Here is a 19,710-nt window from a genome sequence, read left to right on the forward strand (position 1 = left end):
CCTTATTGCGCGGTCACCGCGCGCGCCAGTACCGCATTGATCAAAACGTTCGCGCCGCACGTGACGTCTTCGGGGAGCGCCTCCTCGGCTTCGTTGTGCGACAGGCCATCCACGCAGGGGATAAAAACCATCGCCGTGGGCACGTGCCGAGCGAGGTGGATCGCATCGTGACCCGCGCCGCTAACGATACGCTCATACGCATAGCCGAAGCCTTTCGCGGCTTCTTCAGCGAGGTCGACGCACGCTGCATCGAACGGGGTGGCGGGGCTTTTCCAGTACGTCGAGATGTCGGCTTTCAGCCCTCGATCCGCCGCGATCTTGCCGAAGAGCTCGCGAACTTCGCGTTCCATCGCGTCGATTTTTGTATCGTCGGGATGGCGCAGATCGACCGTGAATGCAACGCGCCCTGCGATCGTGTTACGCGATGAATTCGGCACGTTCACCTGACCAATCGTGACCAGGCCCAACGGTGCAAAACGTTGTGCGATGGCTTCGAGTGCAAGCGCCATCGCCGCGCTCGCAAACAACGCGTCCTTCCGATACGGCATCGGCGTCGTGCCAGCGTGCGCGGCAACGCCGGTCACTTCGACGTCGAGCCAGCGGATCGCTTGCCCACCGGTGACAACGCCGATCGGATTGCCGTGGCTCTCCAGAATCGGGCCCTGTTCGATGTGCGCTTCGAAATACGAATCGACGTTCTCCATGCCGTGTCCGGGCGTGCCGGCATAGCCGATTTGGTTCAACGCCTCACGTAAAGTCACGCCCTCTGCGTCCGTCGTCTGCCACGCGGCCGCAAGCGGCGTCGCGCCGACAAACACCGCAGAGCCGAGCATCGCAGGCGTGAAGCGCGCGCCCTCTTCGTTCGTCCACGAGACGATCTCGATGGGCTTTTCCGTGGTCACGCGGCGATCATTAAGCGTACGCACGACTTCGAGCGCGGCGAGCACGCCGTAGACGCCGTCGAAACGGCCGCCTTCGGGTTGCGTATCGAGGTGGCTGCCGATCAGCACGGCCTTCGCCTTCGCGTTCGAGCCTTCACGACGCGCAAACACGTTGCCGATTTGATCAATACGCACGCTCATGCCTGCTTCAACGCACCACGTCGCAAACAGCGCGCGACTGCGCCGGTCGTCTTCTGTCAGTGCAAGACGACGCACGCCGCCCTTGGGCGTCACGCCGATTTGCGCCATCTCCATCAGACTCGCCCACAAACGCGGGCCATCGATTTTCAACATGATTCGATATCCTCTAGATTCAGCGGGTTGCCAGTGCTTCCGGGGCATCGGCGCGACGGTGTTTCAGCGCGTCGAGCGCGACAATCGACAACAGCGAAATCCCGGCCAGACACGTATAAAACACTGCGAGCGGCCACCATTGCCCGGTGAATTTATGCGCAAGCCACGTCCCCACGAGCGGCGTCAAACCACCCGCAATCGCACCGCAGACCTGATACGAAATCGAAATCGCCGAGTACCGCACACGCACCGGAAACACGCCGCTGACGAAACCCGCGATCACCGAATAAAAACTCGCCATGCAGACGACGGCAATTGCGATACCGATAATCATCGACACCATGTTGCCGCTCTGCACAAGGATGAACATGGGATACGGCGAGATCATCGCGCAGAGGGCCGTCAACTTCAGGAAGCGCGCGCCGCCGATCTTTTCGGCGAGCAACGCGGCAAGCGGCTGCGTGAGGAACTGGATGATTGCGACGGCAAACAGGCAATCGAGGATCAGCGATTTCGTCACGCCGACGTATTGCGTCGTGTACGAGATCATGAAGGTGTTGGTGAAATACACGCCGGCAATGCCGATCGTATTTGCGCCGATACAAAACGCCACCAGCGCGCCCGATGAGCGGAACACTTCCGCAATCGGCAATTCGACGGTGCGCTTCGACAGCTTCTCGCGCTCGAATTCGGGTGACTCGTTCACGCCCATCCGGATCAAGACGCCGACCACGAGCAACACCGCGCTCACGAGAAACGGCAGACGCCAGCCCCACGCGATGAACGCCTCATGCGGCATCGACGTCACCGTGCGAAACGCAATCAGCGAAAGGATCAGTCCGGCCGGGCTGCCAAGTTGCGCGAACGACGCGAAGAACGTCCGCCGTCCCTTCGGTGCATGTTCGGCGGCCATCAACACTGCCCCGCCCCATTCGCCGCCGACCGCAATGCCCTGCACCACGCGCAGCAGCACGAGCAACACCGGCGCGAGCACGCCGACCTTCGCATAAGCCGGCAGCAAACCGACGCACACGGTCGCCACGCCCATCATCATCAGCGTGGTCATGAGCGCTTTCTTGCGGCCGATCTTGTCGCCGAGATGCCCGAAAATTACCCCGCCCAAGGGCCGCGCGAAGAAACCGACGGCAAACGTGGCGAAGGACGCCATCGTGCTGATGAACGGATCGTGCGAGGGGAAATACAGCTCGCCGAACACGAGCGCGGCGGCGGTGGCGTAGATGTAGAAGTCGTACCACTCGATCATCGTGCCGATAAAAGCGGCGATCGCCGCGCGCACAGGCTGGCGGGTCTGACTGGGTGCTGGGGTCACGGTGGCTCCTGATTCGCTTGTATCGATGCACTTGGTCAGGGCGTTTTATCGCCAGCCATAAAACATTAGTCCAATTTCGATTTATTATTCGCGATATAAATCTGGCTAATACCTTGGACGTTTTCATGACTCAACGGCGTGTGGATATCGCGCGGTTCCTGAACGACCGGCTCGACTGGAACCTGTTGCGGACCTTCCTGGTCATCATGCAGGAGCGCAGCGTAAGCCGCGCCGCCGCGCGTCTGCATCTGACACAACCGGCGGTGAGCCAGGCGTTGAAGCGGCTGGAAGACACGCTTGGGCGCAACCTGATCCAGCGCCGCGGCCCGCATTTCGAGCCGACTCGCGCGGGCGAAGAGGTGTACCGGATCGCAAGCGATATCTACGGCCACATGTCGCGGCTCGAAACCGAGCTCGATGACCGCAGCGAAGACATCACCGGTTCGATCCGCCTGCTCACGGTGAGCCGCATCGATTCGGGCGTGTACGACGAGTTTCTCGGCGAATTTCACCGGACTTATCCGCGGATCGACTTGCATATCGAGGTGATGCGTTCGTCGGACATCATTTCATCGCTGCTGCAAAAGACAGCGACGGCGGGTCTCAGCTTGTGCCGTACGCCCATCGATAAACTCGAGCAGCGCTGTTTCCTGCGCCAGCGATATGCGATTTTTTGCGGACGATACCATCGCTTGTTCGGGCGGCACGGGTTGTCGATGGAAGATTTGCTGGCGGAAAATTTCGTGTCGTTTACGAGCGACCAGATAGGCGACAGCTTGTCGCCGCTGACCGTATTTCGCGACCAGCGCGGGTTCACGGGACGGATCGTGGCGGCGTCACCGAGCCTGGACGAAGTGCGGCGGCTGATCTTCGCGGGATACGGCATTGGCTGTCTGCCCGAGCATATTGTCCGCGACGACCTCACGCAGCAACGCCTCTGGCGCTTGCCGCCGGAAGAGGGTCTGGTCGATGTCGACGTCGATTTGCTGTGGCATCGCGCACGCAAGATGAACGCGGCGGAGCAGGCATTCCTGGATGGGATGGAGCGCACCATGCAGCGTTATTCCCTGCCGGAACGGCTGGCGCCGCGCTAAGCCCGAGCGGGACGCGGGGCATCGACTGAAAGCCCGCAAACCTTAAACCGTAAGCAGAACCCCACTTACAATAGCCGCACCGCTCGGCGGCTTCGCCCTGCAATCCGCATAACCGCACGACATCACGATCCGACCACATGTATAGAGCACCCTTTCTGAACGGAAAAAAACTACGCGGCAAACGTTGGCGTGTCGCCGCGACGCTGGCCATCGTTGCATCTGCTTTCACCTTCACGATGAACATGCCGGCCGAGGCTCGCGGCGGTGGCGGCACGAAAGCGGAAGGACAGAAACAAGCGCCAAAACACGCACCGGCAAAGAAGTCGAAGTTCCAGCGCGTCGCGGTTCCGGCCGGTCCGCTTCCGGCCACCGTCATGGCAGCGCTTGCACATGCGCATGTGCCGCTTTCATCGGTGAGCGTGGTGGTCGAGCGCATTGGCAGCGACGGTGTGCCGCTCGTCGCGATCAACGCCAACGAGCCGATGATGCCCGCCTCCACCATGAAGCTGGTCACCACGTATTCGGGCTTGTCGTTATTAGGTCCGGATTACCGCTGGAAAACCACGGCCTACGCCGACGGTGAAGTCGATGCGAGTGGCATCCTCCACGGCAACCTGTACATCCAGGGCACGGGTGACCCGAAACTCGTGCCGGAAGAACTCATCGACCTTGTGGATCAAATCCGCCGCAACGGCATCACGGGCATCGACGGCGCGCTGGTCCTGGACAAACGCTACTTCGACCCGTCCACGCGCGATCTCCCCGCCTTCGACGCCGACGAAAGCGCGCCCTACAACGTCGGCCCGGATCCGCTGCTGTATGCCTTCAAATCGCTGTCGTTCACGCTGACGCCGAGCTCGGACGGGCAAGTTGCGATCGATGTATTGCCGCAACTCGCGCAACTGCAAATCGATAATGAACTCAGGGTTACACGCGGCGCCTGCGCGGGCTCGCTGCCGGCGGCGTCGCCGAGCGTGTCGCAAACCACGAGCGGTTTCGTGCAGGCGTCGTTTATCGGCGACTATCCGCTGCGATGCGGCTCGCGCACCATCAACGTCGCGGCGCTCGACCACTCCACCTTCTTCGCCGGCGGTTTCCTCGCACTGTGGAAACAGGCGGGCGGCACGTTCAACGGCGCCACCCGCGAAGGGCCGACGCCGGTCAGCGCACGGCTCGTCGGCACGCACCGCAGCCCGGCGCTGTCGGACATCGTTCGGGACATCAACAAGTTCAGCAACAACGTGATGGCGCGCAACCTCTTCCTGACTATCGGCGCCGCTACGGGCAAACCGCCTGCGACAACACAGAAATCAGCGGCGGCGATCACCGCGTTCCTGCATCGCAGCGCGCTGCCCATGACGGGCCTCTACCTCGATAACGGCTCGGGCCTGTCGCGCGAGGAACACATCACGGCGCAATCGCTCGCCGACCTGCTCACGACGGCGAATTCGAGCCCGGTGGCGCAAGTATTCGTGGAATCGCTGCCGATCGCGGGCGTGGACGGCACCATGCGCAACCGGCTCACCCGGGCAGGCGCGGGCGGCAATGCGCACATCAAGACGGGCACGCTGCGCGACGTGCGGGCGATCGCGGGATACGTGGGCGCGGCGAACGGCGAGAGCTATGTGGTGGTGAGCTTCATCAACGATCCGCGCGCGGAAGCGGCGCGCGCCGCTCACGATGCGCTGCTCGAATGGGTCTATGAAGGCGCACGGCGCACGGCATCGGCTGAGTGAAAGGGTTCCGAATTAAACGGCTCCGAACCGGCTTGGAACCCGGAGAAGCCCCGCCTGCAACCACAGGCAAACCCTCGTAGGAAACAATCTCAAATCCTCTTAAAGATTCGGTAAGCTATCGCCACGCCAAGCCGACGACACGCATTGTCCGCAGTGCGTGTCGTCCGAAGCCAACGCGCACGCGGGAAGCCAGCCGACAGCAACCTCGAAGCGGCGTGCAGACCACATGACGAGATAAACGAGGAACGAGGAGATGAAGTTAATGAAACCCGCCCTGACGAAACCCGGGACGCGCCAAACGCATTGGCTGCGCAGCTTCCAGACCGCCACTGCGTTTGCCGCGCTCGCCATGCTGGCCGCGTGCGGTGGCGGCAGCGATAACAACAACAACACGCCGGCGGGCGGCGTGAAACTGCAAGTGGTGTCGTTTGGCGACAGCCTCTCGGACGTCGGCACGTATGCACCGGTTGCGACCGCCAACTTCGGCGGTGGCCGTTTCACCACCAATCCCGGCCAGGTCTGGACCCAGAACGTCGCGCAGTATTACGGCGACACGCTGACGGCCGCGGAAACCGGTGGTTTCGGCGTACCGCTCGCGCCGGGCAGCGGTTTGGGCTATGCGCAGGGCGGCTCGCGCGTAACGCTGCAGCCGGGCATCGGTCATGCCACGCCGGGCACCGCGAACGCGGACTTCTCGCAGGCCACGACAATTCCGATCAACGACCAGGTGACGTCGTACATCTCGGCGCATAGCTCGTTCAACGCCAACCAGCTCGTGCTGATAAACGGCGGCGCCAACGACATCTTCTACAACCTGGCCGTGGTACAAGCAACCGCCGCGGGCATCCAGACCGAACTCGCCGCGGGAACCATCACGCCGGCGCAGGCACAGGCAGCGGGCGCTGCGGCGCAGACTGCCGCGACCACCGCGATCAGCCAGGCTGCGATCGACCTGGCGACGGTCATCGGCCGGGTGGTGCAAGCCGGGGCGACGCACGTGGTGGTCTCGACAGTTCCTGACATCGGCGGATCGCCTCAGGGTCTGGCCAGCGCCGACAAAGGCGTGACCCTCTCGCAGGTGACGCAGTTGTTCAACGGCACGCTGCAGGGCGCGTTGCAGCAGGCCGGGCTGTTGTCGAAGGTGATTTACGTCGATGCCTACTCCTGGGTCGACGGCATCCAGGCGAACTATCAGGCGAACGGCTTCACGGTGTCGAATACGGGCACGGCCTGTAATCTCGCCTCGATGATTGCTGCCGCGACCAAGTTTGGCGAGCCGAATCCGACCGCGTTCGGTACGTCGCTGTTCTGCTCACCGCAAACCTACACGGTGGCAGGCGCAGACCAGACGTATATGTACGCCGATACGGTGCATCCGACGACACATCTGCACGCGTTGTTTTCAACGTTTGTGGAGCAGCAGATCGCGAAGAGCGGGTTGGGGAAATAAGTTTGGCTGGATGAGGGAATGAAGCGAAAACGCCCGGTTGGAAGACCGGGCGTTTTCGTTTTGCTATGTCGATTTCAGTGCGGTGCTTCCCTACCCCTGCTCTTCAAACGCCGCCGCAGCGCGCCCTAACCGGTCGTTCACCGCGCTCCATTCCGCCGATACGGGCAGCGTCTCGATCAGGATCCGTTCAACATCTGCGCGATCGAGCGTGCGCAGCAAACCGTACAACTCGCGAGCGTAAGACTGCGGATCGTCCGGTGCGGCGATGAAATGCACGTTCGGCGCCTGTGCCCACTGACCTGCGCTCGATGTCCGGGCAACCAGCGCCAGCTTCTTGCCGGCATGCAGTGGATGGGCGGCGAGCAACGGTTCCAGCGCTGCGAACGGCAACAAGCTCAGCGGCGTGCGAGGCGCGTAATGCGCCTTCAGCGTGCCGGACGCGCGCGGCGCGCTGGCGTCGCTGCCATCGGGCAGGCGTGGCATCACGCCAAGCACATGCGCGATCTCCAGCGGACTCACATGTCCCGGCCTGAGCAGCGCGGGAAAGCCACGCGACAGATCCAGAATCGTCGATTCAATGCCCACTTTCGCCGCCCCGCCATCGAGCACATGCACGCTTGCGCCGAATTCATCGCGGACATGTTGCGCCGTGGTCGGGCTGACATGCCCAAAACGATTCGCCGATGGCCCCGCCACGCCGCCATGACCATCGCGCATCGTGCTGAAGGTGGTGAGCAGCGCTTGCGCCACCGGATGCGACGGACAGCGAATCGCGACCGAATCCTGCCCGCCGCTGACCGCTGCCGGCACATGCGCGGCGCGCTTCAGGATCAGCGTGAGCGGACCGGGCCAGAAGGCGTCGATGAGTTTCTGCGCGTCGGGGACAAGCGTCTCGACCCAGTACGCCGGATCACTGCCGGGCGCGAGGTGCACGATCACCGGATGATTCGATGGCCGCCCTTTCGCCGCATAAATCCTCGCAATGGCTTCGGGATTCTCGGCGTCGCCGCCTAGTCCGTAGACGGTTTCCGTCGGAAACGCGACGAGCTGGCCGGCGTCGAGCAACGCGGCAGCCTCGTGAATTTGCGCGACGGTGGGAGCTTCGAAAGTCATCAAGGTTAGTCCAGCGGAATGTGCAGCATGCGGGCGCAATCGCGCGCCGCCGTGCGCACTTCTTCCAGCGTGTCCCCGGTGAAATTCACATGGCCCATCTTGCGGCCGGGCCGGGCCTCTTCCTTGCCGTACAGATGCAGCCGCGCAGTCGGCAACGCGATTACGTCGTGCCACGGCGGCGTGCGCGCCTTCGTGCCTTCGAACCAGACATCGCCGAGAATATTCAGCATGGCGGCCGGCGAATGCTGGCGTGTGTCGCCGAGCGGCATACCGGTCATCGCGCGGACTTGCTGCTCGAACTGGCTCGTCGCGCAGGCATCGACGGTGTAATGGCCGGAATTATGCGGGCGCGGCGCCATTTCGTTCGCGATCAGCGTGCCGTCTTCCAGGATGAAAAACTCCACACACAACACGCCGACGTAATCCAGCTTCGCGGCGATCGTGAGCGCGGCGTCCTGCGCCTGCGCGACGAGCGCGGGCGTCGCGTCGGGAGCGGGCACGACGGTTCTCGCAAGAATCCCGCCGACGTGGTGGTTCTGTGCGAGCGGAAAGACGGCCGATTTACCATCGCCGGCGCGCGCGATCAGCACCGACACTTCGAACTTCAGCGGCATGCGTTTTTCGAGCACGCACGGCACGCCGGCGAGCGAACCGTAAGCGGTGCGCACTTCATCGACATTGCGCACGCTCGTCTGGCCTTTGCCGTCGTAGCCTAGCCGTGCGGTTTTCAGGATCCCGGGCAAAACGGCAGCGATCTGTTCATCGCTCAAAGCGGCCAGCGCTTCCGGCGACTCGATCACCACATGCGGCGCCACCGGCACGCCCGTACTCGCGATAAACCGCTTCTCCGCCACGCGATCCTGCGCAATGGCCACGCATCGGCCGGCTGGGCTGACGAAGGTGGTATTCGCGAGGAAATCGAGGCTGGCGGACGGCACGTTCTCGAATTCCGTCGATACCGCCGCGCACAAGCGCGCGAGTTCGGTCAGTGCGGATGGATCGTCGTAGGCGGCGCGCAGGTGTTTATCGGCGACAGAACCTGCCGGACTGGTTTCGTCCGGATCGAGGACCGCCACGCGATAGCCCATGGACTGTGCGGCGAAGCAGAACATGCGGCCGAGCTGGCCGCCGCCGACCATGCCGAGCCATGCGCCCGGCTGGATGGGAGAACTGGGTTGGGTCTGTGCGTTCATGGTGTGGAGTCGGTCAGTCGGTCGCGGCCGGAAGTGTTACTTGAAGCTGCTGCGTTTCAGAGCGGCGGGAGGACCATCGCGTGCGCTGCGTCGTTCTGGCGCGCGCGGAATGCGGTGAGTTTGTCAGCGTAGGCGGTTTGGGTGACAGCGAGTATGGAGACCGCGAACAACGCTGCGTTCGCCGCGCCCGCTTCGCCGATGGCAAACGTCGCGACGGGCACGCCCTTGGGCATCTGCACGATCGAATGCAGCGAATCCACGCCCTTCAGGTATTTACTCGATACCGGCACGCCCAGCACCGGCACCGTGGTTTTGGCGGCCAGCATGCCTGGCAGATGCGCCGCGCCGCCCGCGCCCGCGATGATCGCAGCCAACCCGCGCGAGCGTGCGCTTTCGGCGTAGGCGAACATCTCGTCGGGCATGCGGTGCGCGGATACGACCTTCGCTTCGTAGGGCACGCCGAATTCCTGCAGGATCGCGACCGCGTTTTTCATCACGTCCCAGTCGGAACTGGAACCCATTAACACGCCGATCAGCGGTGCGTCATGCGTGTGGGCCGCGGCGGCGGTCTGTACTTCGCTCATCGTGCTGCATTCCTTTGGGGGTAAACAGGCCTTTGGCGGCCTTTTTCGGGTGATGCCGGTGTTCCGGAGCCGATAGCGTCGAGGTGCGTGGACGCACCCCGAGACTCTTTTACGCCAGCGACTGCCCGGTCAAGCGCTGCAACGCTTCCTCATACTTCTCGGCCGTCTTCGCAATCACGTCATCCGGCAGTTTCGGCGCCGGGGGCGTCTTGCCCCACGCTTGCGTTTCGAGCCAGTCGCGCACGAATTGCTTATCGAACGATGGCGGGTTCGTGCCGACCTGATATCCGTCGGCCGGCCAGAAACGCGATGAGTCGGCCGTCAGCACTTCGTCCATCAGGAACAGTTCGCCGCGCGTGTCCAGGCCGAATTCGAACTTCGTATCCGCGATGATGATGCCGCGCGTCGCCGCATATTCGGCCGCTTCCTTGTACAGCTTGATGGAAATCTCGCGGATGGTCGCCGAGAGTTCCGTGCCGATGCGGCGTTCCATCTCATCGTAGGTGATGTTTTCGTCGTGATGGCCCATTTCGGCCTTCGCTGCCGGCGTGAAAATCGGCTCGGGCAGCTTTTCGGCGTTCTTCAGTCCGGGCGGCAATTCCACGCCGCAGACCGAACCCGTTGCCTGATAGTCCTTCCAGCCGCTGCCGGCCAGATAACCGCGCACAACCGCTTCCACCAGGATCGGCTCCAGGCGCTTCACCACGACGGCGCGGCCTTTGACCTGATCGGCTTCGTCGGCGGTGACGATGGTCGCCGGATCGATGCCCGTATTGTGGTTCGGCACGATGTGCGAGAGCTTCGCGAACCAGAAATCGGCCATCTGGTTCAGGACGCGGCCTTTGTTCGGAATCGGCTCGCCCATGATCACGTCGAACGCCGACAGACGGTCGGTGGTCACGATCAGGAGCTTGTCGGTGCCGACCGCGTAGTTGTCGCGGACCTTGCCGCGCCCGAGCAGGGGCAACGATTTCAGCGTGGATTCGTACAGCGGGGAATGTGAGGTGGACATCGTCATCTACCGGAAAAGTGCCGCAAATCAGGCTGAGAGAAAAAACCAACGCGCCGTTCCCCGGAATTGCGGGAACGGCGGTTCGTGTCGGCGGGCCCCGTCATGCGCCCGGAGCCCGCCTTTGCATCCATTCTGCGCTTCGATGCCCGGCGTCAAACCGGGCGCCAAGCGCGACTCAACGTCATTGTAAACGGGTCGGGCGGACGACTCGATTTTGGTCCATCCGAGGCGAAGCCGCGAGCATGCACTTACCTGACGATCTGAGCCAACTCGCCGGACTTGTACTTCTCGGCGATTTTATCGAGCGGGACCGGTCTGATCTTGCTCGCCTGGCCTTCGCAACCGAACTGCATGTAGCGTTCGAGACAGATCTTCTTCGCGGCTTCGCGGGCCGGTTTCAGGTAATCGCGCGGATCGAATTTCGACGGATTTTCGCCGAAATAGCGGCGAATTGCACCCGTTATTGCCAGACGCAGGTCGGTATCGATGTTCACCTTGCGTACGCCGTGACGAATCCCTTCCTGGATTTCCTCGACCGGCACGCCATAGGTTTCCTTCATGTCGCCGCCGAATTCGCGGATTTCGGCCAGCAGGTCCTGCGGCACCGACGACGATCCGTGCATCACCAGATGGGTATTCGGAATGCGTTGGTGAATTTCCTTGATGCGCTGGATGGCGAGGATATCGCCGGTCGGCTTCTTGGTGAATTTATACGCGCCGTGCGACGTACCGATGGCAATTGCCAGCGCGTCGCACTGGGTCTTCTTCACGAAATCGGCGGCTTGTTCGACGTCGGTGAGCAACTGCTCGCGGGTCATGGTGCCTTCGGCGCCGTGACCGTCTTCCTTGTCGCCCTTCATGGTTTCCAGCGAGCCGAGCACGCCGAGTTCGGCTTCCACCGTCACGCCGATGGAGTGTGCCGCTTCGACCACTTTCCGCGATACATCGACGTTGTATTCATACGATGCGACGCTTTTGCCGTCGGCTTCGAGCGAGCCGTCCATCATCACGCTGGTGAAGCCGCTGCGGATGGCTGCCATGCAGACTGCCGGCGATTGCCCGTGGTCCTGGTGCATCACGACCGGGATATGCGGATACGACTCGACTGCTGCTTCGATCAAGTGACGCAGGAACGCCTCGCCAGCGTATTTCCGCGCGCCGGCGGAGGCCTGCATGATGACCGGTGCGTTGACCTGGTCGGCGGCTGCCATGATCGCCTGTACTTGCTCCAGGTTGTTGACGTTGAACGCCGGAAGCGCGTAGCCGTTTTCAGCTGCGTGATCCAGCAGTTGTCGCATTGATACGAGAGGCATGGGTGAAACTCCTTGAGATGGAACGAAATCTGGGGTCTTGCTCGCGCCGGTGGACCTGAGGGGTGTTGGTTTCGGATCCGGCTGTTGTTATATGTTGGCTGTTTTTACTATTGGCCACTGTGCGTGGCGACACGTCGGGGGTTGCGTCCGGGGACTGGGTCAGTGCAGGGGTTTCGGGGGTTTGAGTGCTCGTGGTTGAGGTCAATGCTGGGTTGCACGGGATTTTCGGGCTTAGTGGTCGGGGTCAATGCCGGGTTGCTGCTGCTCAGGCTTGCGGTCGGTTTAAGTTAGCTGATCTCTTTATCACTATTAGCCACTGTGCGTGGCGGCACGTCATTTCCAAAGCGACAAAGAAACGAAGCAAAGAAAGCGCTTTCCAACCACCGGCAAGTTAGTGTCCCTAGCGTGCAGGCTAGAAGTTTCTGGCACCTGATAGCACGGTGCTCGCCAGACTGAAGGATGTTTGAACCCCGACCTCTCCGAACACCGATACCCACACGCTTCGCCACCAGTGACTGAACCTGCCCAAGGAACACCCCGCGCTATCCGCGTACAACCACCTCAAGAAAGAAGCACGCAGTCCACGTAGGCAGCCCACCGCGAAATGAGGCAACCAGCACACGTCAGGCCGTCATGGTCGGGGGGTCATGGTTCTTGCCCGAGAGCGTTGGGGCGAAGCGTGTTCGTGTCAGGATTCGCGAGAAGGAGGGGTTCAAACATCCTCCAGTCTGGCGAGCACCGTGCTATCAGGTGCCAAAAACTGGGGCCTGCACGCTGGGGACACTAACTCGCCCGTGGTGGGAAAGCGTTTTCTTTGCTTCGTTTCTTTGTCGCTTTCGGCTTTGGACAAAGAAATGACGTGCCGCCACGCACAGTGGCTAATAGTGATAAAAAAATCAGCTATCTCACGCAGACCACTAACGCCGAAAGCACCAACCCGGCACCACCCCCGACCACCCGCACCGGCAGACCCAAACCAAACCCGTCCACCGGCGCGAGCGAAAAACCCTGTGCGAACGAAGAACCTAGAACGGATCTCCCACCCTCACAATCTTCATCGCGTTAGTCCCGCCGGCCTGCCCCATCGGCTCCCCGACAGTCAACACAACCATGTCGCCGCGAGCGGCATAACCCTTCGACACCACCACTTCCAGCGCCTGCTGAAGCGCGACATCACGATCGCTATTCGTATCCAGGTGCAACGAAGTCACATTCCGATAAAGCGCCATCGTCCGCTCACTCCCCACCCGCGGTGTCAGCGCAAAAATAGGCACATGCGACCAATGCCGCGACATCCACAGCGCAGTCGCGCCCGACTCAGTCAACGCAACAATCGCCTTCGCACCCAAGTGATAAGCCGTGAACAACGCACCCATCGCAATCGACTGATCGATCCGCGTGAACGTGCGATCGAGGAAATCCTTGTCGAGTTCGCTCTGCTCAGACTTCTCGGCTTCCAGGCAGATCGCCGCCATGGTCTCGATGGTCGTCACCGGATATTTACCAGCCGCCGTTTCCGCCGACAACATCACCGCATCCGTACCGTCAAGCACAGCGTTCGCCACGTCCGACACTTCAGCACGGGTCGGCACGGGCGCGTGGATCATCGACTCCATCATCTGCGTCGCCGTGATCACGAACTTGTTCGACTCGCGCGCCATGCGGATCATCCGCTTCTGCAACGCCGGCACAGCCGCATTGCCCACTTCCACCGCCAGATCGCCACGCGCGACCATGATGCCGTCGGAGGCATCGAGAATGCCTTGCAACGCAGGAATAGCTTCCGCGCGCTCGATCTTCGCGATCATCTTCGGCTTGATGCCATACGGCGCACCCGCAATGTTCGCCAATTGCCGCGCCATTTCCATGTCGGTGGCATTCTTCGGAAACGATACCGCGACAAAGTCCGCTCCCAGGGACATCGCCGTCTTGATGTCCTCCATGTCCTTCTCGGTCAGCGCCGGCGCCGTAAGACCGCCGCCCTGACGATTGATACCCTTGTTATTCGAGAGATCGCCGCCCACTTTCACCGTAGTGTGAATCTCTTCGCCAATCACACGCACAACGTCGAGCACGATCAGGCCGTCGTTGAGCAGCAGCACATCGTTCGCGCGCAGATCGCGCGGCAGATCCGGGTAGTCCAGGCCGACACGTTCGTCATTGCCCAGCTCGCAGCGGGCGTCGAGGATGAACGGGTTGCCCGCGATCAACGTGACCTTGCCGTTCTCGAACTTGCCCACACGAATCTTCGGACCCTGCAGGTCGGCCATCAGCGCGACTTCGCGGCCGCATTGCTTGGCTGCATCGCGAACGTATTGCGCACGCTGGCGATGGTCGTCGGCGGTGCCGTGCGAGAAGTTGAAGCGGACCACGTCGAGACCTGCCTGCATCATCTGCAGCAGGATCTCCGGGGAACTGGAAGCGGGGCCGATAGTGGCGACAATCTTTGTAGCGCGATGCATGGAACTCCTCGTCTGGGTGGTATCGCCGGAAACAGCGCTGCGAGTACGGTGTGCCGACGGGGATGAAGTTGTCTCCGCCTGCGAACGCGCGCCAGCTCGAGCCAGCGTCGCTTTTTGATCAGTATTCGACATCTGATGGGCGCCCGGAATCAGCGACGCATTCGCGCCACCGATCATGACCGCCGCTTCCTTCCTTATTTCCTGCTTTAAATCCAAACCACGCCGGGCAGGCACTGCAGCGGACCGCTTCGATTTTCCGGAAGCGCGAGCGGGGCCAGGCTTTACGCCCACCGCCACCCTCGATCCAATCTCCGCGGCCACTGACAAACCTGCATCAGCAACCAACTCTTTCTTATCAGTGGCAACATCAGTAGCAACTACGGACTCGGGACGATGGCTCTTCGACGTGGCGCGCTTCATCGGCTCAGGCCCGCGACTCGAGCACTTCCACCGCCGGCAGCGTCTTGCCTTCCAGAAACTCCAGGAACGCGCCGCCGCCAGTCGATATATAGCTGATCTTGTCGTGGATACCGTACTTCTGGATGGCCGCGAGCGTGTCGCCACCACCTGCAATCGAAAACGCCGACGAGTTCGCGATAGCATCCGCCAACGTCTTCGTGCCGTTGCCGAACTGATCGAATTCAAACACGCCAACCGGCCCGTTCCACACAATGGTGCCCGCTTTTTCCAACTGCGCGGCGAGCGCCTTGGCGGTGTCCGGACCGATATCGAGGATCAGGTCATCATCCTGCACCTGATCGACGGCTTTGGTTTCCGCCTTCGCGGTCGCGGCAAATTCCTTCGCGGTCACGACGTCGCTCGGAATCGGCACCGATGCCCCACGCGCACGCGCTTCGCTGATGATGGCCTTGGCTTCATCGACAAGATCCTTTTCCGCCAGCGACTTGCCGATCTTCAACCCCGACGCGAGCATGAACGTATTGGCAATCCCGCCGCCCACGATCAGTTGATCCACTTTCTCCGCCAGCGACTTGAGGATGGTGAGTTTCGTCGATACCTTCGATCCCGCTACGATCGCCACCAGCGGACGTTTCGGCTCGCCGAGCGCTTTGCCGAGGGCATCGAGTTCAGCGGCGAGCAACGGGCCGGCGCACGCCACGGGCGCGTATTTCGCGATGCCGTGCGTGGTCGCTTCTGCGCGATGCGCCGTGCCGAACGCGTCGTTCACGTAGATATCGCAGAGTTTGGCGAGCTTCTGTGACAGCGCGTCGTCGTTCTTCTTCTCACCCTTGTTGCAGCGGCAGTTTTCAAGCAACACGACCTGGCCCGGCTGCACCTGAACACCGTCGACCCAGTCGGCGATCAGCGGCACATCGCGGCCGAGCAATTCGCCGAGGCGCTTGGCCACCGGCGCGAGCGAATCTTCCGGTTTGAACTGCCCTTCCGTCGGGCGGCCGAGGTGGGACGTAACCATCACGGCCGCGCCCGCTGCCAGCGCTTTTCGAATGGCCGGCACCGAGGCGCGCACGCGCGTGTCTTCGGTGATGTTGCCCTGGTCGTCCTGCGGGACGTTGAGATCGGCACGGATGAAAACACGTTTGCCGGACACTTTGCCTTCGGCGATCAGATCGGTGAAACGCAGTACTTTCGTCATGGGAGTCAGCGTGTGAGCGGGTGATTGGAAAGCGGTTCGGGCGGACGGAAACTGCGAGCGCGGACTTACGCCAGCGGGCTCACAAGGGTCGCTACGGGGAAATTGAAGGGATCAAGGCGGCTTCGACGAAATGCCGGCGCGAGAACCAAGTTGCACGGCGCCAAGTTGCACGGCGACCGGCGCCGGGCAAACCATTTGAACGATTCGAGGACGATGAAAGGAGGCATGCCGCCACTTTCGCCGACGCCATGGGTGTCCAGGCGACGAGGCGTTGCAGCGGAGAATGGAGCGAGTAAAGCTGTTGTGCGGTGACTGCCGGATACACGTTCGACCTCATTCGATACGACAGCGAGAGCGCCATTTTAACCGATACCCATGCCCGTCCAACGCAGGAAACGAAATCCCGGAGATTCGGGATACGTGACTTTGTACGTCTTCTCATGACGCGCCGCAACAAAACGCGCGTCAGGCGACCAGCCGCAAGACCGTGAAAACAATCATGCCGACGACGATCGTCCCGAGCATTCCCCGGCGCCACAGGAACCAGGCGAGACCGCACAGCGACGCGTACAACGCATGATTCGAGAAGGCGATCGACAGGCCGTTCGGCGTGGTGAGCAGGTCGGGCACCACGACCGCGACAAGCGCCGCTGCCGGCGCGTAGCGCAACGCGCGCTGCACGCGCTCGGGCAGGATCATGCGCTCGCCGCCCATCAGGAACAGCGCGCGCGTGATGCCGGTGATCAGTCCCATGCCGGCTATCGCGAGCCAGACTTGCGTGGCGCTCATCGAGCGCTCCCGGTGTTTTTAGGGCTGGCAGGGGATTTGTCGAGATCGGATTGTTTGATATCGAATGGGGGATTCAGCGGCTCGGGTTCGGTGAGACGCGGGGCAGAGCTTTTTGCGCCCGGAGTCTTGCGTCCCACGCCCATCTTCTCGGCCATGACATCGGCGAGGGTTCCGGCGAGCAGCGCCGCAGCCACCGCCAGCGGTAGCGAAAGCCGATACGGCAGATCCAGCGTAAGCAGCGCTATCACGCTTGCAACGGCAACAGCCGCCAGCGTGGAGCGCGTCGCGATAGCCGAGACGATTAGCGGAATCAACGCGAGCGTGCCGGCGAGCTCGAGGCCCCAGTTATCGGGGAAAAGGCTGGCGAGCAGGATTCCCGCTATCGATGAAACTTGCCACGAGGACCAGCTCGTCGCCGCCATGCCCCAGAAAAACGCCTCCTTGCCAGGCTGATAGCCGGTCGGAAAATTGCGCTTCTGGAACATCAGGTAAATGATGTCGCCGTTGAAATAGCCGAGCACCAGCCGGCGGCGCAGCGGCAAATACGCGAAATGCGGCGCGAGCCCCGCGCTGAAAATAACGAAACGCAGGTTGACCATGGCGGCGGTCAGCAGGATGGTCCAGAGCGGCAGCTTGGCGGCGAACAACGGCAGGACGGCCAGTTGCGACGACCCCGCGTAGGCCGCGAGCGACATGCCGAGCGCCTGCGGCACGGTCAGCACGGACTTGGCCATCGCAATGCCTGTTACAAGTCCCCACGAGAAGGTGGCCGGAACCGCCGGAGAGAGGGTTTTGACGCCATCGAGAAACGCGCGTCGGTTGAGGTCTGACAGCCGGTCGAACATGGAGATTGGTGGGAGTCGCGGTGTGCCGTGCGGTTGGGCGGTGGAAACCGAAGAACGCGGACTATCCGATGAATCCCGCCGCGGATCGGGCCTGAATCGTGAGCTAAAACGACTGAAAAACCGCGAGCCGAGCCTCGAATCAAGCCAACCCATGCAGACGGCGGGCTTTCGGACGTCCCTCACGGCTTGCTGTCGAACCGCAACTTTGACTGCATCCTGAGCACATCGCGTGACGGCGAAAGGCGAATTATAGCGTCGTGAAAGGCGCCAAATGGCCGACTGCGCCCATTTTTTAGCCGAAAAGACGCTAAAATGACGGTCTTTGGTCGCCCGGCTGTTTGCGCCGGTTTTGCGCTGAAATCTTGAGCGCCGCGCCGGTTAAGCCCGTGAATAGGCGTGCGAAAACGGACGTAAGCGGGCGACCCACTCATCATGTGCACACAACTCGCCAGGAGAATCGTATGTCAATGGCCGACCGCGACGGCAAGATCTGGATGGATGGCAAGCTGATCGACTGGCGCGACGCCAACATCCACGTGCTCACCCATACGCTGCACTACGGCATGGGCGTTTTCGAAGGCGTGCGCGCTTACAAGACCGGCAACGGCACGTCGATCTTCCGCCTGAAAGACCACACCAAGCGCCTGCTCAACTCCGCCAAGATCTTCCAGATGGAAGTACCGTTCGACCACGCGACACTCGAAGCCGCGCAGCTCGAAGTGGTAGGCGTGAACCAGCTGGAATCCTGCTACATTCGGCCGATCATCTGGGTGGGATCGGAGAAACTGGGGGTATCGGCGAAAGGCAACACTATTCACGTCGCGATCGCCGCGTGGCCGTGGGGCGCCTATCTCGGCGACGACGGCCTGGCCAAGGGCATCCGCGTGAAGACATCGTCGTTCACGCGCCATCACGTGAACGTCGCAATGGTCCGCGCCAAAGCGTCCGGCTGGTACGTGAATTCGATCCTGGCAAACCAGGAAGCCGTCACCGACGGTTACGACGAAGCGCTGCTGCTCGACGTCGACGGCTACGTGTCCGAAGGCTCCGGCGAGAACTTCTTCCTGGTGAACAACGGCAAGCTATACACGCCGGATCTCGCGTCGTGCCTGGACGGCATCACGCGCGATACGGTGATCACGCTCGCTCGCGACTTCGGTATTCCGGTGATCGAAAAGCGCATCACCCGCGACGAGGTCTACACCTGCGACGAAGCGTTTTTCACCGGCACGGCCGCCGAAGTCACGCCGATCCGCGAGCTGGACAATCGCACTATCGGCGAAGGCAAGCGCGGCCCGATCACGGAGAAGCTGCAAAGCGCATTCTTCGATATCGTGAGCGGCAAGAATGAGAAGTACGCTGGTTGGCTCGCCCAGGTTAAGTGATTTAGACGCGTAACCCGACGCATGACGTGCGGCGGTGAGCATGATTTTTGGGTCGAAAAATCATGCTCACCGCGTCCCCAGACTAGAACGAACTGAGATTCCTCATGAGCGAACTGAAGGAAATGCCGCTGGTCCAGTTGTCGGCGAAAGATGTGCCGGCGTTCTGCCCGAACCCCAACATGCCGCGCTGGAGCACGCATCCGCGCGTTTTCCTGGATGTCTCGCACGGCGAAGCGCGTTGCCCGTATTGCGGCACGCGCTACAAGCTGAAAGACGGCGAAACGATCAAGGGTCATTGAATCCCCGTCTTCGCGGGAAAGCGGCATGGCGGTTCGAACAACGCCGCCCGCTTTCTGCCGCGGCCACCAGCGACGCTGTGCTGCATACAGCCAATGCCGATGCCGATGCTGTAAAACATCACGCGCCGGCAGCGCTCGATGAGCTGAAAGCACAGCACGTCGCACCTCGACGCCGGACACGCTGGGTGTCGGGCGCCGCAATCCCCAATACCACGACCAGCCCGCCCACACGGCGTGAGCTGCGTTATTTTTGAG

At 61.9% G+C, this 19,710-nt stretch carries 17 protein-coding genes; 6 read left to right on the forward strand and 11 right to left on the reverse strand.

Annotation, left to right across the window (positions count from 1 at the left end; all coding sequences use genetic code 11):
• Positions 1–2: 2 nt before the first annotated feature.
• Together M0D69_RS08890 and M0D69_RS08895 are read right to left on the reverse strand one after the other, a co-directional pair.
• A complete protein-coding gene (locus M0D69_RS08890) occupies positions 3–1,235 on the reverse strand; it encodes a Zn-dependent hydrolase (RefSeq protein WP_301781663.1) in 1,233 nt (410 codons plus the stop codon).
• 19 nt (positions 1,236–1,254) lie between these two features.
• Positions 1,255–2,565 carry an MFS transporter gene (locus M0D69_RS08895; protein WP_301781664.1) on the reverse strand — a complete coding sequence of 437 codons (1,311 nt, stop codon included), beginning with the start codon at positions 2,563–2,565 and terminating at the stop codon, positions 1,255–1,257.
• Between the two features lie 125 nt (positions 2,566–2,690).
• Here M0D69_RS08895 and M0D69_RS08900 point away from each other — a divergent pair, with 125 nt between their 5' ends.
• From M0D69_RS08900 to M0D69_RS08910, 3 genes are all read left to right on the forward strand, one after another.
• The gene (locus M0D69_RS08900; protein WP_047895843.1) at positions 2,691–3,659 is read left to right on the forward strand and encodes a LysR family transcriptional regulator; all 969 of its coding nucleotides are present in this window, start codon (positions 2,691–2,693) and stop codon (positions 3,657–3,659) included.
• 242 nt (positions 3,660–3,901) lie between these two features.
• Positions 3,902–5,395 carry a D-alanyl-D-alanine carboxypeptidase/D-alanyl-D-alanine-endopeptidase gene (gene dacB, locus M0D69_RS08905; RefSeq protein WP_301781774.1) on the forward strand — a complete coding sequence of 498 codons (1,494 nt, stop codon included), beginning with the start codon at positions 3,902–3,904 and terminating at the stop codon, positions 5,393–5,395.
• 262 nt (positions 5,396–5,657) lie between these two features.
• Positions 5,658–6,845 (forward strand): SGNH/GDSL hydrolase family protein, encoded by a 1,188-nt coding sequence (locus M0D69_RS08910; RefSeq protein ID WP_301781665.1) that lies wholly within the window; start codon positions 5,658–5,660, stop codon positions 6,843–6,845.
• A 90-nt stretch (positions 6,846–6,935) separates the two neighbouring features.
• Here the strand turns inward: M0D69_RS08910 and M0D69_RS08915 are convergent, their stop codons facing one another.
• From M0D69_RS08915 to M0D69_RS08955, 9 genes are all read right to left on the reverse strand, one after another.
• Positions 6,936–7,958 carry an L-threonylcarbamoyladenylate synthase gene (locus tag M0D69_RS08915; RefSeq protein WP_301781666.1) on the reverse strand — a complete coding sequence of 341 codons (1,023 nt, stop codon included), beginning with the start codon at positions 7,956–7,958 and terminating at the stop codon, positions 6,936–6,938.
• Between the two features lie 5 nt (positions 7,959–7,963).
• Positions 7,964–9,151 (reverse strand): 5-(carboxyamino)imidazole ribonucleotide synthase, encoded by a 1,188-nt coding sequence (locus M0D69_RS08920; RefSeq protein ID WP_301781667.1) that lies wholly within the window; start codon positions 9,149–9,151, stop codon positions 7,964–7,966.
• A 56-nt stretch (positions 9,152–9,207) separates the two neighbouring features.
• The gene (purE, locus tag M0D69_RS08925; RefSeq protein ID WP_301781668.1) at positions 9,208–9,735 is read right to left on the reverse strand and encodes a 5-(carboxyamino)imidazole ribonucleotide mutase; all 528 of its coding nucleotides are present in this window, start codon (positions 9,733–9,735) and stop codon (positions 9,208–9,210) included.
• A 109-nt stretch (positions 9,736–9,844) separates the two neighbouring features.
• The gene (locus tag M0D69_RS08930; protein ID WP_301781669.1) at positions 9,845–10,747 is read right to left on the reverse strand and encodes a phosphoribosylaminoimidazolesuccinocarboxamide synthase; all 903 of its coding nucleotides are present in this window, start codon (positions 10,745–10,747) and stop codon (positions 9,845–9,847) included.
• 248 nt (positions 10,748–10,995) lie between these two features.
• Complete coding sequence (fba, locus tag M0D69_RS08935) at positions 10,996–12,060, reverse strand: class II fructose-bisphosphate aldolase (RefSeq protein WP_301781670.1); 1,065 nt, start codon at positions 12,058–12,060, stop codon at positions 10,996–10,998.
• A 1,025-nt stretch (positions 12,061–13,085) separates the two neighbouring features.
• Positions 13,086–14,522, reverse strand: a complete 1,437-nt coding sequence (gene pyk, locus M0D69_RS08940; protein ID WP_047895866.1) for a pyruvate kinase — start codon at positions 14,520–14,522, stop codon at positions 13,086–13,088.
• A 424-nt stretch (positions 14,523–14,946) separates the two neighbouring features.
• Positions 14,947–16,137, reverse strand: a complete 1,191-nt coding sequence (locus tag M0D69_RS08945; protein WP_301781671.1) for a phosphoglycerate kinase — start codon at positions 16,135–16,137, stop codon at positions 14,947–14,949.
• Positions 16,138–16,602: 465 nt separating this feature from the next.
• On the reverse strand, positions 16,603–16,926 hold the full coding sequence (locus M0D69_RS08950; protein WP_301781672.1) for an AzlD domain-containing protein: 324 nt from the start codon (positions 16,924–16,926) through the stop codon (positions 16,603–16,605).
• Positions 16,923–17,771: an AzlC family ABC transporter permease gene (locus tag M0D69_RS08955; protein WP_301781673.1), complete on the reverse strand. Its 849-nt coding sequence runs from the start codon at positions 17,769–17,771 to the stop codon at positions 16,923–16,925. Before M0D69_RS08955 ends, M0D69_RS08950 begins: the two co-directional genes overlap by 4 nt.
• 461 nt (positions 17,772–18,232) lie before the next feature.
• Between M0D69_RS08955 and M0D69_RS08960 the strand changes: the two genes are divergently transcribed.
• The 3 genes from M0D69_RS08960 (at position 18,233) to M0D69_RS08970 (ending at position 19,709) form a co-directional block, all read left to right on the forward strand.
• Positions 18,233–19,156 (forward strand): branched-chain amino acid transaminase, encoded by a 924-nt coding sequence (locus M0D69_RS08960; protein ID WP_301781674.1) that lies wholly within the window; start codon positions 18,233–18,235, stop codon positions 19,154–19,156.
• A 104-nt stretch (positions 19,157–19,260) separates the two neighbouring features.
• Positions 19,261–19,455: a zinc-finger domain-containing protein gene (locus M0D69_RS08965; protein ID WP_301781675.1), complete on the forward strand. Its 195-nt coding sequence runs from the start codon at positions 19,261–19,263 to the stop codon at positions 19,453–19,455.
• The gene (locus tag M0D69_RS08970) at positions 19,452–19,709 is read left to right on the forward strand and encodes a hypothetical protein (protein WP_301781676.1); all 258 of its coding nucleotides are present in this window, start codon (positions 19,452–19,454) and stop codon (positions 19,707–19,709) included. Before M0D69_RS08965 ends, M0D69_RS08970 begins: the two co-directional genes overlap by 4 nt.
• Position 19,710 lies beyond the last annotated feature (1 nt).

It is taken from the genome of Caballeronia sp. SEWSISQ10-4 2 (genome assembly GCF_030464885.1).
GTDB lineage: Bacteria > Pseudomonadota > Gammaproteobacteria > Burkholderiales > Burkholderiaceae > Caballeronia.

Excerpts from the sequence above, each read along its gene's own strand:
- M0D69_RS08900 (WP_047895843.1), top strand. The coding sequence starts at position 2,691 with ATGACTCAACGGCGTGTGGATATCGCGCGGTTCCTGAACGACCGGCTC.
- M0D69_RS08960 (WP_301781674.1), top strand. The coding sequence starts at position 18,233 with ATGTCAATGGCCGACCGCGACGGCAAGATCTGGATGGATGGCAAGCTG.
- dacB (WP_301781774.1), top strand. The coding sequence starts at position 3,902 with ATGCCGGCCGAGGCTCGCGGCGGTGGCGGCACGAAAGCGGAAGGACAG.
- M0D69_RS08910 (WP_301781665.1), top strand. The coding sequence starts at position 5,658 with ATGAAACCCGCCCTGACGAAACCCGGGACGCGCCAAACGCATTGGCTG.
- M0D69_RS08950 (WP_301781672.1), bottom strand. The coding sequence starts at position 16,926 with ATGAGCGCCACGCAAGTCTGGCTCGCGATAGCCGGCATGGGACTGATC.
- M0D69_RS08945 (WP_301781671.1), bottom strand. The coding sequence starts at position 16,137 with ATGACGAAAGTACTGCGTTTCACCGATCTGATCGCCGAAGGCAAAGTG.
- M0D69_RS08915 (WP_301781666.1), bottom strand. The coding sequence starts at position 7,958 with ATGACTTTCGAAGCTCCCACCGTCGCGCAAATTCACGAGGCTGCCGCG.
- M0D69_RS08955 (WP_301781673.1), bottom strand. The coding sequence starts at position 17,771 with ATGTTCGACCGGCTGTCAGACCTCAACCGACGCGCGTTTCTCGATGGC.
- purE (WP_301781668.1), bottom strand. The coding sequence starts at position 9,735 with ATGAGCGAAGTACAGACCGCCGCCGCGGCCCACACGCATGACGCACCG.
- pyk (WP_047895866.1), bottom strand. The coding sequence starts at position 14,522 with ATGCATCGCGCTACAAAGATTGTCGCCACTATCGGCCCCGCTTCCAGT.
- M0D69_RS08920 (WP_301781667.1), bottom strand. The coding sequence starts at position 9,151 with ATGAACGCACAGACCCAACCCAGTTCTCCCATCCAGCCGGGCGCATGG.
- M0D69_RS08930 (WP_301781669.1), bottom strand. The coding sequence starts at position 10,747 with ATGTCCACCTCACATTCCCCGCTGTACGAATCCACGCTGAAATCGTTG.
- M0D69_RS08890 (WP_301781663.1), bottom strand. The coding sequence starts at position 1,235 with ATGTTGAAAATCGATGGCCCGCGTTTGTGGGCGAGTCTGATGGAGATG.
- fba (WP_301781670.1), bottom strand. The coding sequence starts at position 12,060 with ATGCCTCTCGTATCAATGCGACAACTGCTGGATCACGCAGCTGAAAAC.
- M0D69_RS08965 (WP_301781675.1), top strand. The coding sequence starts at position 19,261 with ATGAGCGAACTGAAGGAAATGCCGCTGGTCCAGTTGTCGGCGAAAGAT.